Source organism: Candidatus Rokuibacteriota bacterium (assembly GCA_016188005.1).
In the GTDB taxonomy this organism is placed as follows: Bacteria; Methylomirabilota; Methylomirabilia; order Rokubacteriales; family CSP1-6; genus UBA12499.
In genome coordinates, this window is record JACPIQ010000072.1 from 1 (window position 1) to 15,277 (window position 15,277).

The 15,277-nt window shown below is 70.6% G+C and carries 18 protein-coding genes; 8 read left to right on the top strand and 10 right to left on the bottom strand.

What is annotated here, in order from left to right:
• The 3 genes from HYV93_14145 to HYV93_14155 form a co-directional block, all read left to right on the top strand.
• Positions 1 to 1,108: hypothetical protein (locus HYV93_14145; GenBank protein MBI2527110.1), on the top strand; the 1,108-nt coding region annotated here is incomplete at its 5' end.
• An 83-nt stretch (positions 1,109 to 1,191) separates the two neighbouring features.
• Positions 1,192 to 1,794: a hypothetical protein gene (locus tag HYV93_14150; GenBank protein MBI2527111.1), complete on the top strand. Its 603-nt coding sequence runs from the start codon at positions 1,192 to 1,194 to the stop codon at positions 1,792 to 1,794.
• Between the two features lie 9 nt (positions 1,795 to 1,803).
• Positions 1,804 to 2,580, top strand: a complete 777-nt coding sequence (locus tag HYV93_14155) for a tetratricopeptide repeat protein (protein MBI2527112.1) — start codon at positions 1,804 to 1,806, stop codon at positions 2,578 to 2,580.
• Positions 2,581 to 2,730: 150 nt separating this feature from the next.
• Here HYV93_14155 and HYV93_14160 read toward each other — a convergent pair whose 3' ends face one another.
• Both HYV93_14160 and HYV93_14165 read right to left on the bottom strand, forming a co-directional pair.
• On the bottom strand, positions 2,731 to 3,531 hold the full coding sequence (locus HYV93_14160) for a mechanosensitive ion channel (GenBank protein MBI2527113.1): 801 nt from the start codon (positions 3,529 to 3,531) through the stop codon (positions 2,731 to 2,733).
• 12 nt (positions 3,532 to 3,543) lie between these two features.
• Positions 3,544 to 4,752 carry an acyl-CoA dehydrogenase family protein gene (locus HYV93_14165; protein ID MBI2527114.1) on the bottom strand — a complete coding sequence of 403 codons (1,209 nt, stop codon included), beginning with the start codon at positions 4,750 to 4,752 and terminating at the stop codon, positions 3,544 to 3,546.
• A gap of 271 nt (positions 4,753 to 5,023) precedes the next feature.
• Between HYV93_14165 and HYV93_14170 the strand changes: the two genes are divergently transcribed.
• The 5 genes from HYV93_14170 to HYV93_14190 all read left to right on the top strand — a co-directional run bounded on the left by HYV93_14170 (position 5,024) and on the right by HYV93_14190 (position 10,075).
• Positions 5,024 to 6,667 carry an AMP-binding protein gene (locus HYV93_14170; protein ID MBI2527115.1) on the top strand — a complete coding sequence of 548 codons (1,644 nt, stop codon included), beginning with the start codon at positions 5,024 to 5,026 and terminating at the stop codon, positions 6,665 to 6,667.
• A 72-nt stretch (positions 6,668 to 6,739) separates the two neighbouring features.
• A complete protein-coding gene (locus tag HYV93_14175) occupies positions 6,740 to 7,537 on the top strand; it encodes an SDR family oxidoreductase (GenBank protein MBI2527116.1) in 798 nt (265 codons plus the stop codon).
• Between the two features lie 10 nt (positions 7,538 to 7,547).
• Positions 7,548 to 8,333, top strand: a complete 786-nt coding sequence (locus HYV93_14180) for an enoyl-CoA hydratase/isomerase family protein (GenBank protein ID MBI2527117.1) — start codon at positions 7,548 to 7,550, stop codon at positions 8,331 to 8,333.
• Between the two features lie 15 nt (positions 8,334 to 8,348).
• Positions 8,349 to 9,500 (top strand): acyl-CoA dehydrogenase family protein, encoded by a 1,152-nt coding sequence (locus HYV93_14185; protein ID MBI2527118.1) that lies wholly within the window; start codon positions 8,349 to 8,351, stop codon positions 9,498 to 9,500.
• Positions 9,500 to 10,075 (top strand): amidase, encoded by a 576-nt coding sequence (locus tag HYV93_14190; protein MBI2527119.1) that lies wholly within the window; start codon positions 9,500 to 9,502, stop codon positions 10,073 to 10,075. Before HYV93_14185 ends, HYV93_14190 begins: the two co-directional genes overlap by 1 nt.
• Positions 10,076 to 10,399: 324 nt before the next feature.
• Here the strand turns inward: HYV93_14190 and HYV93_14195 are convergent, their stop codons facing one another.
• The 8 genes from HYV93_14195 to HYV93_14230 all read right to left on the bottom strand — a co-directional run.
• Positions 10,400 to 10,654 (bottom strand): hypothetical protein, encoded by a 255-nt coding sequence (locus HYV93_14195; GenBank protein MBI2527120.1) that lies wholly within the window; start codon positions 10,652 to 10,654, stop codon positions 10,400 to 10,402.
• Positions 10,651 to 10,851 (bottom strand): hypothetical protein, encoded by a 201-nt coding sequence (locus HYV93_14200; GenBank protein MBI2527121.1) that lies wholly within the window; start codon positions 10,849 to 10,851, stop codon positions 10,651 to 10,653. Before HYV93_14200 ends, HYV93_14195 begins: the two co-directional genes overlap by 4 nt.
• A 214-nt stretch (positions 10,852 to 11,065) precedes the next feature.
• Positions 11,066 to 11,530, bottom strand: a complete 465-nt coding sequence (locus HYV93_14205; GenBank protein ID MBI2527122.1) for a pyridoxamine 5'-phosphate oxidase family protein — start codon at positions 11,528 to 11,530, stop codon at positions 11,066 to 11,068.
• Positions 11,531 to 11,559: 29 nt separating this feature from the next.
• On the bottom strand, positions 11,560 to 11,934 hold the full coding sequence (locus HYV93_14210; protein MBI2527123.1) for a DUF2442 domain-containing protein: 375 nt from the start codon (positions 11,932 to 11,934) through the stop codon (positions 11,560 to 11,562).
• Positions 11,918 to 12,154, bottom strand: a complete 237-nt coding sequence (locus HYV93_14215) for a DUF4160 domain-containing protein (GenBank protein ID MBI2527124.1) — start codon at positions 12,152 to 12,154, stop codon at positions 11,918 to 11,920. Before HYV93_14215 ends, HYV93_14210 begins: the two co-directional genes overlap by 17 nt.
• A 789-nt stretch (positions 12,155 to 12,943) precedes the next feature.
• Entirely contained in the window at positions 12,944 to 13,348 is a 405-nt protein-coding gene (locus HYV93_14220) for a cobalamin B12-binding domain-containing protein (protein MBI2527125.1), read from the bottom strand.
• 10 nt (positions 13,349 to 13,358) lie between these two features.
• Positions 13,359 to 15,023, bottom strand: coding sequence for a methylmalonyl-CoA mutase (locus tag HYV93_14225; protein MBI2527126.1), 1,665 nt, complete (start codon positions 15,021 to 15,023; stop codon positions 13,359 to 13,361).
• Positions 15,024 to 15,037: 14 nt separating this feature from the next.
• Positions 15,038 to 15,277, bottom strand: a 240-nt coding sequence (locus tag HYV93_14230) for an acyl-CoA/acyl-ACP dehydrogenase (GenBank protein MBI2527127.1), incomplete at its 5' end; no start/stop codon positions are given.

A 15,277-nucleotide genomic window follows, 5' to 3' on the forward strand; every position in this document is an offset into this window, starting at 1 on the left:
GGCGGCCGCCACGCAGGCGCAGCCGGCTCCCGTCGCGGCGCAAGCGCCGGCGGCGGCCCCCGCCGGCCGGGGCGACGAGATCCGCGCGCGCCTCGAGCGCATCCGCGTCGAGCGCCAGCAGGCGGAAGACGGGCGGCTGGGGGCGCTGGCGCGCTTCGACTTCAGCCGGGTCGGGCAATATCAGGCGCAGATCACCGCTCTCGACGCGGAGCGGACACGGCTCGACCAGGAGCTGGCGAGCCTGCCCGCAGCCGGCGCCGCCCCCGCGCCGGTCCAGGCGCCCGCGCCGGCCCGGCCGGCCAGCGATACCGACAGGCTGCGCTGTACGGACATGATGGCCGCGCACGATGAGGCGGTGCGCATCCGCCAGAAGGAGCTGGGCGCCAAGGAAGGACAGGCCGGGGTGGTGCCGCTGCTTCCTCTGCGCGGGCAGAGCGCCGTCGACGTGGCGCGCGAGGTGGCCGCGCAGATGCCCGAGGGCTCGGGGGCCCAGGTGGGCCTGCTCGACGCCGACGGAGACGGCCGCATCGAGGCCTTCATCGATACGCCGGCGCCGGGCACGTACCGCCTCTATCGGCAGCGCCCGGACGGCACGCTGAGCGTGGAGGTGTTCTCGTCCGCCGCCGCCTCGCCGGCCCCGTACGGAGAGATTCCCCGACGGCTCGACGAGACGGCGGCACGGCAGCTCGGCCGGTCGCTGCCGGACCTCCTCGCCGTGCGGCCCGCGGGCGCGGTGCGGGTGACGGCCGAGACCCCCGACTTCGCTCCCGCGCAGGCCCACTGGTTCGCCGGCAACTACGCCGAGGCGGCCAAGCTGGAGCGGCCGGCGGCGCGTGGCATCGAGTACCAGAACCTCCGCGGCGAGCGGGTGCGGGTCATCGAGGTGCTGGCGCCGGTGGCCAATGGCCTGGTGCTCCGGCAGCTCGTCGCCACCCCGCGCCCGGGGGACCAGGAGCAATGGGAGGAGACCGTCACCACGGTGCGCCCGGTATCGTTCTGGCGCACCGAGGTGGAGCTGTTCACTGGCCGCGAGACGCGCGCTGCCGGCGGGGCCCCTGTCGGCACCCGGGCCACCGCGGCGCCCATCAAGTTCAGCATCGACCGCTAGCCGCCGCACGTGCCCGGCCCTCGCGGCAGCACCTCGGTGAGGCGCAGCCGAAGCCCGGGCCAGCGGACGGAGGAGGACACCTCATGCGCGTGACGGCAAGCCTCATGGTCGTGGTCCTGGCGCTGACGCTCGGCCTGTCGGGGTGCGAGACCATCCAGGAGCACCCGAAAGCCGCGGTGGGCGCCGGGGCGGGCGTCGCGGCGGGGGCGCTGCTGGGAGGTCTCATCGGCCGCAATACCACGGGCGTGGTGGTGGGCGGCCTTCTGGGTGGCCTGGCGGGCGGGGCGATCGGCCACTACCTCGATCGCCAGGACCGTACGCGGGCGCAGGCCGTGGCCGCCACCGGCTACAATCCCGCCCAGGGCAATCTGGTGCGCGTCGAGCAGGTGCAGGTCACGCCGAACCCGGTGAGCGTGGGCGGCACCGTCAATCTCCTCGTGACCTATACCGTGCTCCTCCCCCAGGCCGACCGCGCCGTCGCCGTGCGGGAGACACGCGAGGTGCGGCACAATGGCACCCTCGTGGCGAACCCCACCACGGATTTCCAGCGCCAGGGCGGCAGCTTCACCAGCGCTCTGCCGGTGGCCTTGCCGCGCACCGCGGGCCGCGGGCTCTACGAGGTGACCACCACCGTCACGGCGGGTGACCGGCTCTCCCGCGGGATCACCACCTTCCAGGTCCAGTAGGGGCAATCGGTGAGGTCGCGATCGGGGAAGGTCGTCGCCGTCGTGGTCCTGGTGGTGGTGGCCCTGTCCGCGGGCTGCGCCACCATGGGTCTCGTCGAGACCATCGAGTCGCTGCTCAACAAGATCAAGGAGCTGCTCACCGCCAAGAAGTGGGACGAGGCCCTCATCCGGGTCGCCGAGGTGATCCGCCGCGATCCGACTCAGTGGCGAGCGTACCTCTACGGCGCCCAGGCGTATATCGGCAAGGCCGAGTGGGGCCAGGCCCTGACCCATGCCCGCAAGGTGTTCGAGATGGCGCCGCGAGAAAGCGAGACGCTGACGACGCTGGGCGAGGCTCTCCTCGGCGCCGGGACGGCCGCCCTCCAGCGGCGGGCCTTCGGCGATGCCGCGTCCCACTTCGTCGAGTACATCAAGCTGCGGCCCGCGGACGCGCAGGGCTATCTCAATGCGGGCCGCGCCTTCCTGGGCCTCGGGAACTGGGGCGAAGCCGCCCGTGTCCTGGTCGAGGGACTGGGGCGGGCGAGCGACCCCGCCACCCGCTCGCAACTGGTGCAGGGCCTGCTCGAGGGCGGCCGCCAGGCGCTCGCGCGCGGGGAGTATCGGGGGGCGACGAGCCTGCTGCGCGAGTACGTGCGCCAGGATCCGGCCAACGTCGCGGCCTACCTTGACCTCGGCAAGGCCTACTGGGGCTCGGGTGAGCGGGCCGAAGCGCTCGGCGCCTTCCGGCGCGTGCTCGAGCTGGCGCCGCAGAACGAGGAGGCGCGCCGCTTCCTCTTCGGACGATAAGCCGGGCGGCGCGAGAGCCGTGCGCGGCCCCGGACCGCTTCGAGGCCGTGGGGCAGCGTCCGCACGCGCGAGAAGAGGCGGGGCGCGTGGAGTTCTCCATCGCCGAGGAGTAGCCGCAGCCCGGCGAGGGGCCCGCGGGGTCGCCGCGGACTACTGCGCCTGGACCATCCGCACCTCGCACTGGGGGAACGGGATCTCGATCCCGCCCGTCCGGAAGCGCTCGACCAGGGCCTGGTACAGCGCGGCCTCCGCGGCGACGCAATCGTCCACGGACACCCACGGTCGCACTGCCAGCGTGATGGCGGAGTCGGCCAGCGCGGCGACTCCGATCACGGGCGCGGGGTCTTTCAGCACCCGCGGGTCCGCCTCGACCTCCGCCCGTGCCGCAGCCAGCGCTCGCTCGAGATCGGTCCCGTAGGCCACCCCGACACTCAGGTGGAGCTGGCGGATTCGCCCGTAGTTGTGCAGGATCTCGCCGACGATCTTCCGATTCGGGATGACCACGCGCGACTGGTCCACCTGGGCGAGCGTCGTGGTGGAGAGCTCGATGGCGCTCACCTGTCCGTGCACGCCCAGCACCTCGACGTACTCCCCCACCCGGAAGGGCTTGGTGAAGATGATGGTGAGCCCCGCCACCAGGTTGCTCAGCACGCCCTGCAGGGCGAAGCCGATGCCGAGCCCGGCCACCCCGATGCCGGCCACCAGCGGGGCCACCTGGAAGCCGAACTTGTCCAGCGCCACCACCATCGCGAAGACAAGCACGACGATCCGCACCAGGTGCACCAGGAGCTTCCGAGCCGGCGGCTCCATCCGCCGCTGCTCGAGCCAGCGCCCCGTGAGGTTGCCCACCCAGCGGGCCACGAGCCAGCCCACCGCCAGGATGACGAGCGCACCCAGGAGCTGGAAGCCGTAGCGGATCGCGAGGTCGATCGTGATTTCCCTGGCTGTCATGCGCGGCCCCCTCTACATGTGCTTGCGGAGCTCCAGGCGGCCGATCTGGCGGCGATGCACCTCGTCAGGGCCATCGGCGAAGCGCAGCGTGCGCGAGTGCGCCCACATGGTGGCCAGCGGGAACTCCTGGCTCACGCCGCCGCCGCCATGCAGCTGCATGGCGCGGTCCACCACGCCGAGCGTCATGTTGGGCACCGCGACCTTGATCTCGGCGATGGCCTGCTTGGCCGCCTTGTTTCCCACCGTGTCCATCATGTAGGCCGCGTTGAGGACCAGGAGCCGCGCCTGGTCGATCTCGATCCGCGACTGGGCAATGCGCTCCAGTGTGATGTCGTTCTCCGCCAGCCGCTTGCCGAAGGCCACCCGCGACATCGCCCGCGTGCACATCGCCTCCAGGGCGCGCTCGGCCACGCCGATCTGGCGCATGCAGTGGTGGATGCGCCCCGGCCCGAGCCGTCCCTGGGCGATCTCGAAACCCCGCCCCTCGCCCAGGATCATGTTCGACACCGGCACCCGGACGTTCTCGAAGACCACCTCGCCGTGACCGTGGGGGGCATCGTCGTAGCCGAACACGGTGAGCATGCGGATGACCTTGACACCGGGGGCGTCCCGCGGCACGAGGATCTGCGACTGCTGCTTGTACTTGTCGGGGTTCTTGGGGTCCGTCTTGCCCATGAGGATGAGGACCTTGCAGCGCGGGTCGCCGATGCCCGAGGTCCACCATTTGTGGCCGTTGATCACGTACTGGTCGCCGTCCCGGACGATCGAGGCCTCGATGTTGGTGGCGTCCGAGGAGGCGACCTTCGGCTCCGTCATGGCGAAGGCGGAGCGGATCTTGCCCTCGAGCAAGGGCGCGAGCCACTGCTTCTTCTGCTCCGGCGTGCCGTAGCGCTCCAGCACCTCCATGTTGCCCGTGTCCGGCGCCGAGCAGTTGAAGGCCTCCGGGCCGATGGGCGAGCGGCCCATGAGCTCGCAGAGCGGGGCATACTCGAGGTTGGTGAGCCCCGCCCCGCGCTGACTCTCGGGCAGGAACAGGTTCCAGAGCCCGCGCTCCCGGGCGCGGGCCTTCAGCTCCTCCATGATGGGCGGTATCTGCCAGCGCGTCGCCCCCGAGCGGAGCTGCTCGTAGAAGGTCGTCTCGGCGGGGTAGATGTACTTGCCCATGAAGTCCTTGATCTGCTCCAGGTACTCCTTGGTCCGCCTCGAGTACTCGAATTCCATACCGGGCCTCCGTTGCAGAGGGAAATCGGCGGCCGCGCCCGCGGGGGTGGGTCCGACACGGCTCCATAGTCCACACTTCGGGCAGCGAAGAAAAGGGGAAATTGGGGGCGCTGATGCCTTGTCTTGACGGGCGGGGCGCGCTTCGACTACCCTCGGCCCGCGGTCCCGTGCCGCGGGCGCGGCGCGGGCGCGACGAGGCGGCCCCCCCCCGCACGGGAGGTATGAGGATGCGCAGCCAGATCCCGCACGAGAGCAGGGACGACGTCACGCCATGAGCCCCACTGATATCGAGACCACGCTGACCGAGGCCCGGACCCGGGAGTCGCTCGCGAAGGGGCTGTGGCGCAACGAGACCCTCGAGGCCTATCTCGACCGCTGGGCGACCGCCCGGCCGGACAAGACGGCCCTGGTGGACCTGGTGGGCCGCTACACGTGGGCCGGGCTGGCCCGCGCCGTCGAGCGCGTCGCCCACGGCCTCCGCGCCCACGGCGTGGAGCGCGGCAGCGTCATCTCCTGCCAGCTTCCCAACTGGAACGAGTTCGTCCTGATGTTCCTGGCCGCCAGCCGGCTGGGCGCCGTCGTGAACCCGATCCCCCCCACCTACCGGGCCAGCGAGCTACGCTTCATGCTGAACCTGCTGGAGAGCCACGTGCTCGTGATCCCGGCCGTCTTCCGCGGTTTCAGCTACGTCGAGATGATCACCGGGCTCCGCCCCGAGACGCCGCGGCTCCGCCACGTCTTCGTGGCCCGCGGGGAGCCCGGCCCGGGGATGCAGCCCTTCGCCGCCCTCACGGACACGGCCTGGGAGGCGCGCGAGGGCCGGGGCCCGCTGCCGGGCAGCGATCCGAACACGCCGCACGAGGTCATCTTCACCTCCGGGACCACCGGCGAGCCCAAGGGCGTGATCCACACCCCGAACACCGTGCTCTCGACCATGTACCCGCTCAGCGAGCGGCTGGCCTTCACCGAGCGCGACGTGATCCTCATGTCCTCGACGCTCGGGCACCAGACAGGCTACCTCTACGGCTACTGCCTCAACATGCTGCTGGGGCTCACGGCCGTGTGGCTCGACGTCTGGAAGCCCGAGGAGGCGGCGCGGCTCATCGAGGCGGAGCGGGTGACCTTCACCATGGGCGCCACGCCCTTCCTCCAGGACCTCACCTACACACCCACGACCCGCGATCTCTCGACGCTCCGCCTGTTCATCTGCGCCGGCGCCTCCATCCCGCGCCAGCTCGTCAAGGACGCCCGGCAGCGGCTGCGCTGCGCCATCTCCGCCGGCTGGGGGATGACCGAGAACGGGCTCGTCACGAGCAACGGCCTCGACGACCCGGAGGAGAAGGTCTTCGGCACCGACGGCCAGCCGCTGCCGGGGATGGAGCTACGCGTGGTGGACGGCGACGGGCCCGACGTGCCGCCGGGGACCGAGGGCGACCTGCTGGCCCGCGGCTCGGCGCAGTTCGTCGGCTACTTCAAGCGGCCGGCCTACACGGCCGAGGCCTACACGGCCGATGGCTGGTTCAGGACGGGCGACCGGGCCACGCTGGACCGCGACGGCTACGTCTCGATCACCGGGCGCTCGAAGGACATCATCATCCGCGGCGGCGAGAACATCCCCGTCGTGGAGGTGGAAAACCTCCTCTTCGCCCATCCCAAGGTCGCCGGGGTGGCCATCGTGGGGATGCCGGATCCGCGGCTGCAGGAGCGGGCCTGTGCCTTCGTGATCCCCAAGCCGGGCCAGTCCGTCACCCTCGCGGAGCTCGTGGCGCACCTCGATGCCCAGCACGTGGCGCGGCACAAGTTCCCGGAGCGGCTCGAGATCGTCTCCGAGTTCCCCATGACCCCCAGCGGGAAGATCCAGAAGTACCGCCTCCGCCAGCTCCTCACCCAGCAGCCCGGCAAGGTGAACGGTTGACCGGATGCACCAGGCCCGAAGGGCCGAAGAGGCCGAACCGCAACCCGAAGTCATCCACAGTCAGGTGACCCAATGAACCTCAACCTCGCAGGCAAGAGCGTCATCGTCACCGGCGGCGGCTCCAACATCGGCCGCGCCATCAGCCTCGCCTTCGCCCGGGAGGGCGTGCACCTCACCATCGCCGAGATCGACGAGGGCCAGGGCAAGAAGACGGCCGCCGAGGCGGAGAAGGCCGGCGCGGCCTCTGCCACCGTGATCCGCACCGACGTCACGAAGCCCGCGGAGGTGCAGGCCCTGGTGCGGGCGGTGGAGGAGCGCAGGAGCTCGGTGGACGTCCTCGTCAACAACGTCGGCTGGACGGTGGACCGGCTCTTCGTGGAGAAGGAGCGGGCCGAGTGGGAGAAGGAGGTGCAGCTCAACCTCTGGGGGATGATCAACTGCACGCGCGCCGTGCTCGACGGTATGATCGCCAGGAAGGCGGGGGTCATCGTGAGCATGGGGTCGGATGCCGGGCGCATGGGCGAGTTCCGCGAGGCCGTGTACGGGGCCTGCAAGGCGGGCGTCATCGCGCTCACCAAGAGCCTGTCCCGCGAGGTGGGCCGCCACGGGATCCGCCTGAACGTCGTCTGCCCGGGGATGACGATGCCGGACTCCGACGAGGAGATCGGCGGCCTCAGCATGTGGGCCTCCGAGACCAACCGCGCCTTCAGCACCCCCGAGATGCGGGCCCGGATCGCCAAGGCCTACCCGCTCCGGCGCATCGGCCGGCCCGAGGACGTGGCCAACGCCGTGGTCTTTCTGGCCTCCGATGCCGCCAGCTTCGTCACCGGCCAGACGCTTTCCGTGAGCGGTGGCTACACCATGATGTGAGGACAGTGCCATGGCGCTCTCCACCGTGACCCTGGACGTGGGCGAGGGCATCGCCCGCGTCGTGCTCAACCGGCCCGAGCAGCTCAACGCCATCAGCCCCCAGCTGCTGGAGGACCTCTGGCACGTCTGCGCGACCGTGGAGGCCGACCCGGGCGTGCGCGCCGTGGCGCTCACCGGGGCGGGCCGTGTCTTCTGCGCCGGGGCCGATCTCAAGGCCGTGCAGGCCCTCTCCCCCGACCCCGTCAAGTGGGCGCAGTTCATGGGCAGCTGGCATCGCGTCTTCAACCGCATCGAGGCCCTGCCCATGCCCGTCGTGGTGGGTGTGCACGGGCTGGCCCTGGCCGGCGGGCTGGAGCTCGTCCTCTGCGCCGATATCGCCGTCATGGACGCCGAGGCGCGCCTCGGCGACCAGCACGCGAACTTCGGCCTCGTGGCGGGCGGCGGCGGCAGCCAGCGCCTCCCCCGCCTCATCGGCGCCCGCCGCGCCAAGGACCTCATGCTCCTCGGGGGCTGGCTCACGGCATCCCAGTGTCTCGAGTGGGGGCTCGTCACCCGCGTGACACCGGCGGGGACGGTGGCCGCCGCCGTGGAGGCCGTGGCGCGCGAGCTGGCCGCCAAGAGCGCCTCGGCCAACCGGACCGTCAAGACGCTGGTGAACCGGTCCTTCGACTTCGATCTCGGGAGCGGGCTCGAGATGGAGCGCCAGCTCGTGGCCGCCCACATGCGCTCCGCGGATGCCGGCGAGGGCCTCCGGGCCTTCGTCGAGAAACGGGCGCCGGTCTTCAACGTCGCGTAGCCCGCGAGGACGTCTATGGACTTCACCTTCACCGACGAGCAGGAAGAGCTGATCCGCACTCTCCGCGTCTTTGTCCGGAAGGAGCTGGCCCCGCACTCCGCCCGCTGGGACAAGAGCGGCGAGGCCCCCTGGGACATGTGGCGCCGAATGGGGGAGATGGGGCTCCTCGGGCTCCGGGCCCCGGCGGCCTACGGCGGACAGGACGGCGATCTCCTCACCGCCGGGATCGTCATCGAGAACATCTGCCGGGGCGACTTCTCCGCCGGGTACCCGCTGCAGCTCAACTGGCTGGCCGAGGAGATCATCGGGAAGAACGGGACCGACGAGGTGAAACAGCGCTGGCTGCCGCCGGCCGTCCGGGGGGAGGCGATCATCGCCCTGGCGCTCACCGAGCCCAGCGTCGGCTCGGACGCGGCCAACCTCGTCTGCCGCGCCGACAAGGACGGCGGCGACTACGTGCTCACGGGCGAGAAGTCCGGCATCACGCTGGGCATGGTGGCCCAGGCGGCCGTCGTCTTCGCCAAGACCGATTCCCGCGCGAAGGCCCGCGGCGTCACCGCCTTCCTCGTCCCGCTGGCCGGGCCGGGCGTCTCCCGCAGCCCCTTGCGCGACATGGGCTCGCATGCGGCGGTGCGCGCGGTGCTGGCCTTCGACCACGTGCGCATCCCGGCCTCTCACCGCCTGGGCAAGGAGGGCACGGGCTTCTACCAGGTGATGCAGGGCTTCGACTATAACCGCGTGCTCATCGCGCTCGGCTGCCTCGGCACCGCGCAGGCCTCCCTCGACGAGACCATGGCCTACGTGAAGGAGCGCAAGGCCTTCGGCAAGCGGCTGGCGACCTTCGAGGGCGTCTCCTTCCCCATCGCGGAAGCCGCGACCCACGTGGACGCCGCGCGGCTCCTCTGCTACCGGGCGCTCTGGCTCGCCGACCACCAGCAGCCCTACACCAAGGAATCGGCCATGGTGAAGTGGTGGGGGCCCCGCCTCTCGGTGGAGACGATCCACCAGTGCCTGCTGCTCCACGGCCATTACGGCTACACGGACGAGTTGCCCTTCGAGCAGCGCATGCGGGACGTGATCGGCCTGGAGATCGGCGACGGCACCGCCGAGGTGATGAAGGTCATCGTCGCCCGCGAGCTGATGGGACGGGAGTCGCTCCCCTACTGATGCAGGGGTTCGCCGACTTCGAGCAGCACGACGCCGTCGGCCTGGCCGCCCTGGTGCGCCAGGGGAAGGTGGAGCCGGCGGCGCTCCTCGAGGCGGCCATCGAGCGCGTGGAGGCGCGCAACGGCCGGGTGAACGCCCTGGTGCTGCGCTGCTACGACCACGCCCGCCGGGCGATCGCCGAGGGGCTGCCCGACGGGCCCTTCCGCGGCGTGCCCTATCTCCTCAAGGACCTCACGGCCTCGCTGGCAGGCGTCCCCATGACGCGCGGCTCGCGCTTCTTCGCCGATGCGCCCCCGCCGGCGGCCGACAGCGAGCATGTCCGCCGGCTCAAGCAGGCGGGACTCGTCATCTTCGCGCGCACCAACACCTGCGAGCTGGGACTGTCCCTCACCTGCGAGCCACAACTGCACGGCCCCACACGCAACCCGTGGGACCCCGCGCGCATCTCCGGCGGCTCCAGCGGCGGTGCCGCGGCGGCCGTCGGCGCGCGCATGCTCCCCATGGCGCACGCCACCGACGGCTTCGGCTCGATCCGCGCGCCGGCGGCTGCTCCGCGGAGCACGCCGTCACGCTGAGCGTGCGGGACAGCGCGGCGCTGCTCGACGTCACCGCAGGCCCCGGCGCCGGCGATCCCTACGCGGCCCCGCCTCCGGCACGCCCCTTCCTCGAGGAGATCGGCGCCGATCCGGGCCGGCTCCGCATCGCCTGGACCGCAGCCGCCCCGAACGGCGCGCCCGTCGAGGCGGCCTGCCTGCGTGTCCTCCGCGAGACGGCCGATCTCTGCGCCGGGCTCGGCCATCAGGTGGAGGAAGCCGATCCGGAGATCGACGGCTCCGCGGTGGTCCCGACCTTCCTCACCATCCTGGCGGCCAATACCGTGGTGAATCTCGCGAGGCATGTTAGCCAAGCAGCCGATCGTAGTCTGCATGGCTGCCGATCCAGAACCACACGAGGACGTCGGTCGCCTCGACCGCGAGCGCGCGGTAGTGACCTCCGACCCGAGCGGACCAGAAGCGGCCAACCTTCTTCAACTGCAGCGAAGGATGTCGCGGATCTTGCTCGAGATGCGCATACGCTTGATCGGCGAGCTTCTGCACCTCCGATGGAAGCGACCGGTAGCAGGTCCAAAAGTCGGCGGACGCGTGGTGAGTCAGAGAGGGGTGGTCTGCCCGGCTGCGTGGTCGCGAAGAGCCTTTTCACCAAGGCCATCGAGTTTGCCGTTCTGGACATCTCGTTCGAGCTGGCGATCCCACGCCGCCCAGTCGTATTCCAAAAACCAAGCGCGGAACGCGGCGAGCTCGTCGGGAGAGAGCGCCTGCACATCTTGCTCGATCTTCTCAATCTTGCCCATGACCTTCATGCCGGTGCTGATAGTCTAGCATGGCCCCCGCGCCACGGACCGAAGCCGTTTGTCGTGCTGCCCAACGTCTGCGCTCAGCAGCCGGGGCGAGCATCGCGAGCCCTGGTCCGTTGAAGCGTGTAGTTCGGCGGTCCGCGTCTCACGCGGCATGGTCCACTTCCTCGCCATGGCGAGTTCCCGAGCAGCGAGATCAGCTCGGCTGGGCCTACGCCGGTGGGCGCCATTTCCTGTGCACCGAGCGCATCTGCGGGGTCAGGACGTCCTCCCACCTCGTGTGCATGACGCGATCGATCAGGAGCTCGAAGGCGGTCTCCGATGCATCGGCCATGTGCCTGGCGTCTCGAAGGATCTCGGCACGAAGTGCCGGATCGTCAACGAGGACGGCCTTGCCGGCGATCAAGAACTCGTCGCTTCCGGCCTTCGGCTGCGGAAATGTCTGAAGAGCGTACCTGCCGTCCCGCAGCAGGTCGTGCCGCTTCGGAGAAGTAGGCGTGATGAGCACAAAGAGACGGTCGCTGGACAGGACAGGGCACACGGGATGCAGACGAGGCGCACCGTCCCTCCGGACGGTGGCAAGAAAGGCCAGCCCGACCTTGAACTGGAAGAGCAACGAGCGACCGACGTCGGCCAGATCGGGCGCGGCCTTGGCAAACTCCTTCCACGTCACCATCGGACCACCTTAGCGCCGAACGCCGCGCATCAGCGGCGCGCGCCGCGACCCCCGGCCTGGACACGACGCTTGCCGCGCGTCGGCTGAATGCGCTTGTTCGGCGGTCGCTGGTCGCCGCCGACACCGCCTCGCTCCGGAGCGGCCTTCGATTTCGGCCGATGCGCTGGGACGCCGTGAAGCATGCCCTCGACACTGATGTCCTCATCGATGTCAGGCCAATGGACACCTTGACCAGAGCCGATGAGACGAAAGTGTGCTCGTTGCTGGGGAGTCGCCTCAGACAGACGCCAAGACCAGGCCAATGGAACGCTGATGACTCGGCCGTCTGCGAGACGCGCGATGATCTCGTCCTCGGTGACCTGTACGTGTTGGATGCGCGGCTCGGTGCTAGCCACAGTGTTCATGCCATGCCTCCAGAATCGCTGAGCGACGGATGTCGATGAGCCGGCGAATGGCATTCAGCTCCCGAGCGCTGAAGCCGTGATTGCGAGCCAGCTCGATCGGTTCGAGCCAGAACTTGCAGGTGCTGTTCTCTCGCTCGACGTGCACGTGCGCCGGCTCGTTACAGTCGAAGCTGGTGAAGAACACCCGGTATGGTCCAGGGATGCCCTTGATTCTTGGCATTCAGGGATTGGCCCTCCTCTTTCCGCCTGCTCAGCAATGTTACCCGGCAAACTCGGGCGCTGCTTGCGGGAGAACACACCTGCTGAACCACAATTCGGGCTCGGGATAGGCTGGTCTGCGTATCCCGGAAGATGCTGCGAGGCCGGGCGGCTTGTTCCGACGGCCCACCAAGGCATCTGGTGCCCATCCGGTGCCGGCTCTCCGCCACCTTGCGCCCGATCTGGCCGGCGTGGCCGCGCCCGTATGGGCTGCGAGATCCCACAGCGTATCTTGGCGCACGCGCTGGGTAACGCTGCCAGGCGCGTCACTATGCGGACATCCGGCCGGCCGGTGGGCAGCGGGGCCGCGACTCAGAAGGGGGGTGGAGAGCATGGGGGGCTGGCGACGGTCGGGCCGGCGTCACGCCGCGCCAGGGGCCTTGGGGAACGCGGTCGAGCAGGCGCGACCCAGGCACCTCGGGAGCCGAGGCGTCAGAGATCATGAGCGCACGCGCGCGCCCGGCCCGGAGCGTGGATGCCGCTGGTCCGAGCGAGCCCGAAGGGGTCATGCGAACGGCCCTCCTCTCGTGCCGGGTCAATCAACTATAGCCGGCAGGCGGCACTCGGGCAAGTGCCGAGCCGGCCCGTCTCCCGAAATACGGGCTGGGCAGGGGGACCGCGGGGCGATGAAGAGCGGACGGGAGCCGCCAGCGGCCCAGTGAAGGTCGCCAGAGGAGGGGCCCTGCGGATGACGGGAGGCGACGCTGTCCAAGCTGGTGCTGCAACTGGAGGCCGCCCCCCCGGGCGGGGCTCAGGCCTGGCGCGGGGTGCGCTGGGCCAGGTCGCGGAAGAAGGTGGCGATGCTGTCGAGCGTGGCGCCGGGCTGGAAGATGCCGGCCACGCCGAGGGCCTCGAGGCGCGGCACCTCTTCCTCGGGGATGATGCCGCCCACCACCACGGGGATACCCGTGAGCCCCACCTGGGCCAGCTCCTCCATGAGCCGCTCGACGAGGATGGCGGGTGAGGCATCCATGATCCGATACCCGATGGCATCCGCCGCCTCGTCCACGGCCAGGCGGGCGATGGCGCGCGGGATGAGAGCGCCGCCCAGCACCGCCTCCATCCCGGCGTCCCTGAGCCCCCGCGCGATCACGGAGTACCCCGTCGAGTGTCCCGTGGAGTCCTGCACCAGCAGCACCCGCATCGATCGCGTCATGCCCGGCTCCCTATCGGCCGAAGTTCCAGGTGGTGGGAACGAAGGGCTCGCCGAGAGCCTCCTCCCGGATCCGCGAGATCTCGCCGATGGAGAGGTAGGCTCCCACCGCCTCGATCATGGGCGGGACGATGTTCTCCTTCGCGCGGTAGGCCTCCGCGAGTCGCCGGCCGGCGGCCTCGGCGCGCCGCGGGTCGCGCCGCGCGCGGGTCTCGCGGAGCCGGCGGATCTGCTTGTCGCGATGGCCCGGGTCGTAGCGAAGCGCCTCGATCTGCGGCTGGCCGGCGGCATCCTCCTCGGGGCCGTCGGTGAAGCAGTTGACGCCCACGACCTTCATCTCTCCCCTGTCGATGGCCTGCTGCCGGCGGAAGGCCTCCTCCTGCGTCATCTCGTCCATGGCGTCGAAGGCCTCCCGGTCGGGCAGGGCCTCGAACCGCTCGAGCAGGGCGCGCGCCGCCGCCTCCACCTCGGCGGTGAGCGCCTCGATGCAGAAGGAGCCGCCGAGAGGGTCCATCACCTTCGTGACGCCGCTCTCGCAGGCGATGATCTGCTGCGTCCGGAGCGAGAGCGTGGCGGCCGCCGCCGTGGGGATGGAGAGCACCTCGTCGAAGGAGTTCACCGACATCGACTGGGCGCCACCCAGCGCCGCGGCGAGGGCGTGGAGCGAGGAGCGGATGATGTTGTTGAGCGGCTGCTGGCGGGTGAGGTTGATGGCCGAGGTCTGCACGTGGAAGCGGCACGTCCAGGCGCGCGGGTCCGTGGCGCCGAGGCGATCGCGCACCAGGCGCGCCCAGAGCCGGCGCATGGCGCGATACTTGGCGACCTCCTCGAGGAAGTCGTTCTCGGCGGAGAGGAAGAACGAGAGGCGCGAGGCCACCTGGTTCAGGTCCAGCCCCCGGCCCAGCGCGGCCCGGAGCGTGTAGGCGCCCTGGAAGCAGCCGAAGGCCACCTCCTGCGGGGCCGTGCACCCCTGGTCGCGGGTGTTGCGCACCGAGATGCTCGAGTTGTTCCAGTGGGGCATGTGGCGCGTGCAGAACTCCAGAATGTCCACGCTGCCGTTCCCGCGCCGCGCCTCCCCCTCGCCGCCCGGGGTCACCCAGTTCTGGATGGTGCCGCGCAGCTCTCCGATCGGGATGCCGCGCGCTCCCGCCACGGTGAGGATCATGGCGAAGATCGGGATGCTGCTGCCGATCTGGTTGATGGTGACCGCGCGCATGTCGATGCCGTCGAGCAAGGTGTCCATGTCGGCCAGCGTGTCGATCCAGACGCCGCCGCGCCCGACGAAGCCCAGCGCATGCTCGGAGTCGGAGTCGTAGTTGGCGTAGCCCATGCCGCAGACGGAGAAGCCGGTCTGCCCCTGCTTCATGAGATAGCGGAGCCGCTGGTTCGTCTCCTCGGCGGTGCCGATCCCCACCACCTGGCGGCGCGTCCACTCCTTGGTCTGGTAGCCGGTGGGGCGCACCCCGCGCGTGTACGGGAACTCCCCCGGGAAGCCGAGGTCGGCGGCGAAGTCGAGCCCGGCGACATCGGCCGGTGTGTAGAGCGCGCGCAGCGGCAGCCCGGACTGCGTCCGCTGCGGGGCTTCGGGGCCCCCGGCCCGGCCCAGGATCTCCGCCACCCGGCGCTCGTAGTCGGCCTGGGCGGCCGCGATGGCGGCGAGCACCTCGGGGTCGTACACGGCCGGCCTCCTCCTCAGTACGAGCGCGGCAGCTCGCAGTGCAGCTGGCCGATGATGTTGCGGCACTGCTCGTTGGTGATGGGCCCGATCTGCCAGAGCCGCGCCAGGCGCCAGTAGCGGGCCACCTCGCACTCGTTGCTGAGCCCCATGCCGCCGTGGATCTGGATGGCGCGGTCGCAGGCCCGCACGGCCACGTCCGCGGCGTACATCTTGGCCATGGTGGCAGGGACGCCGCAGTCGCGCCCCTGGCTCTG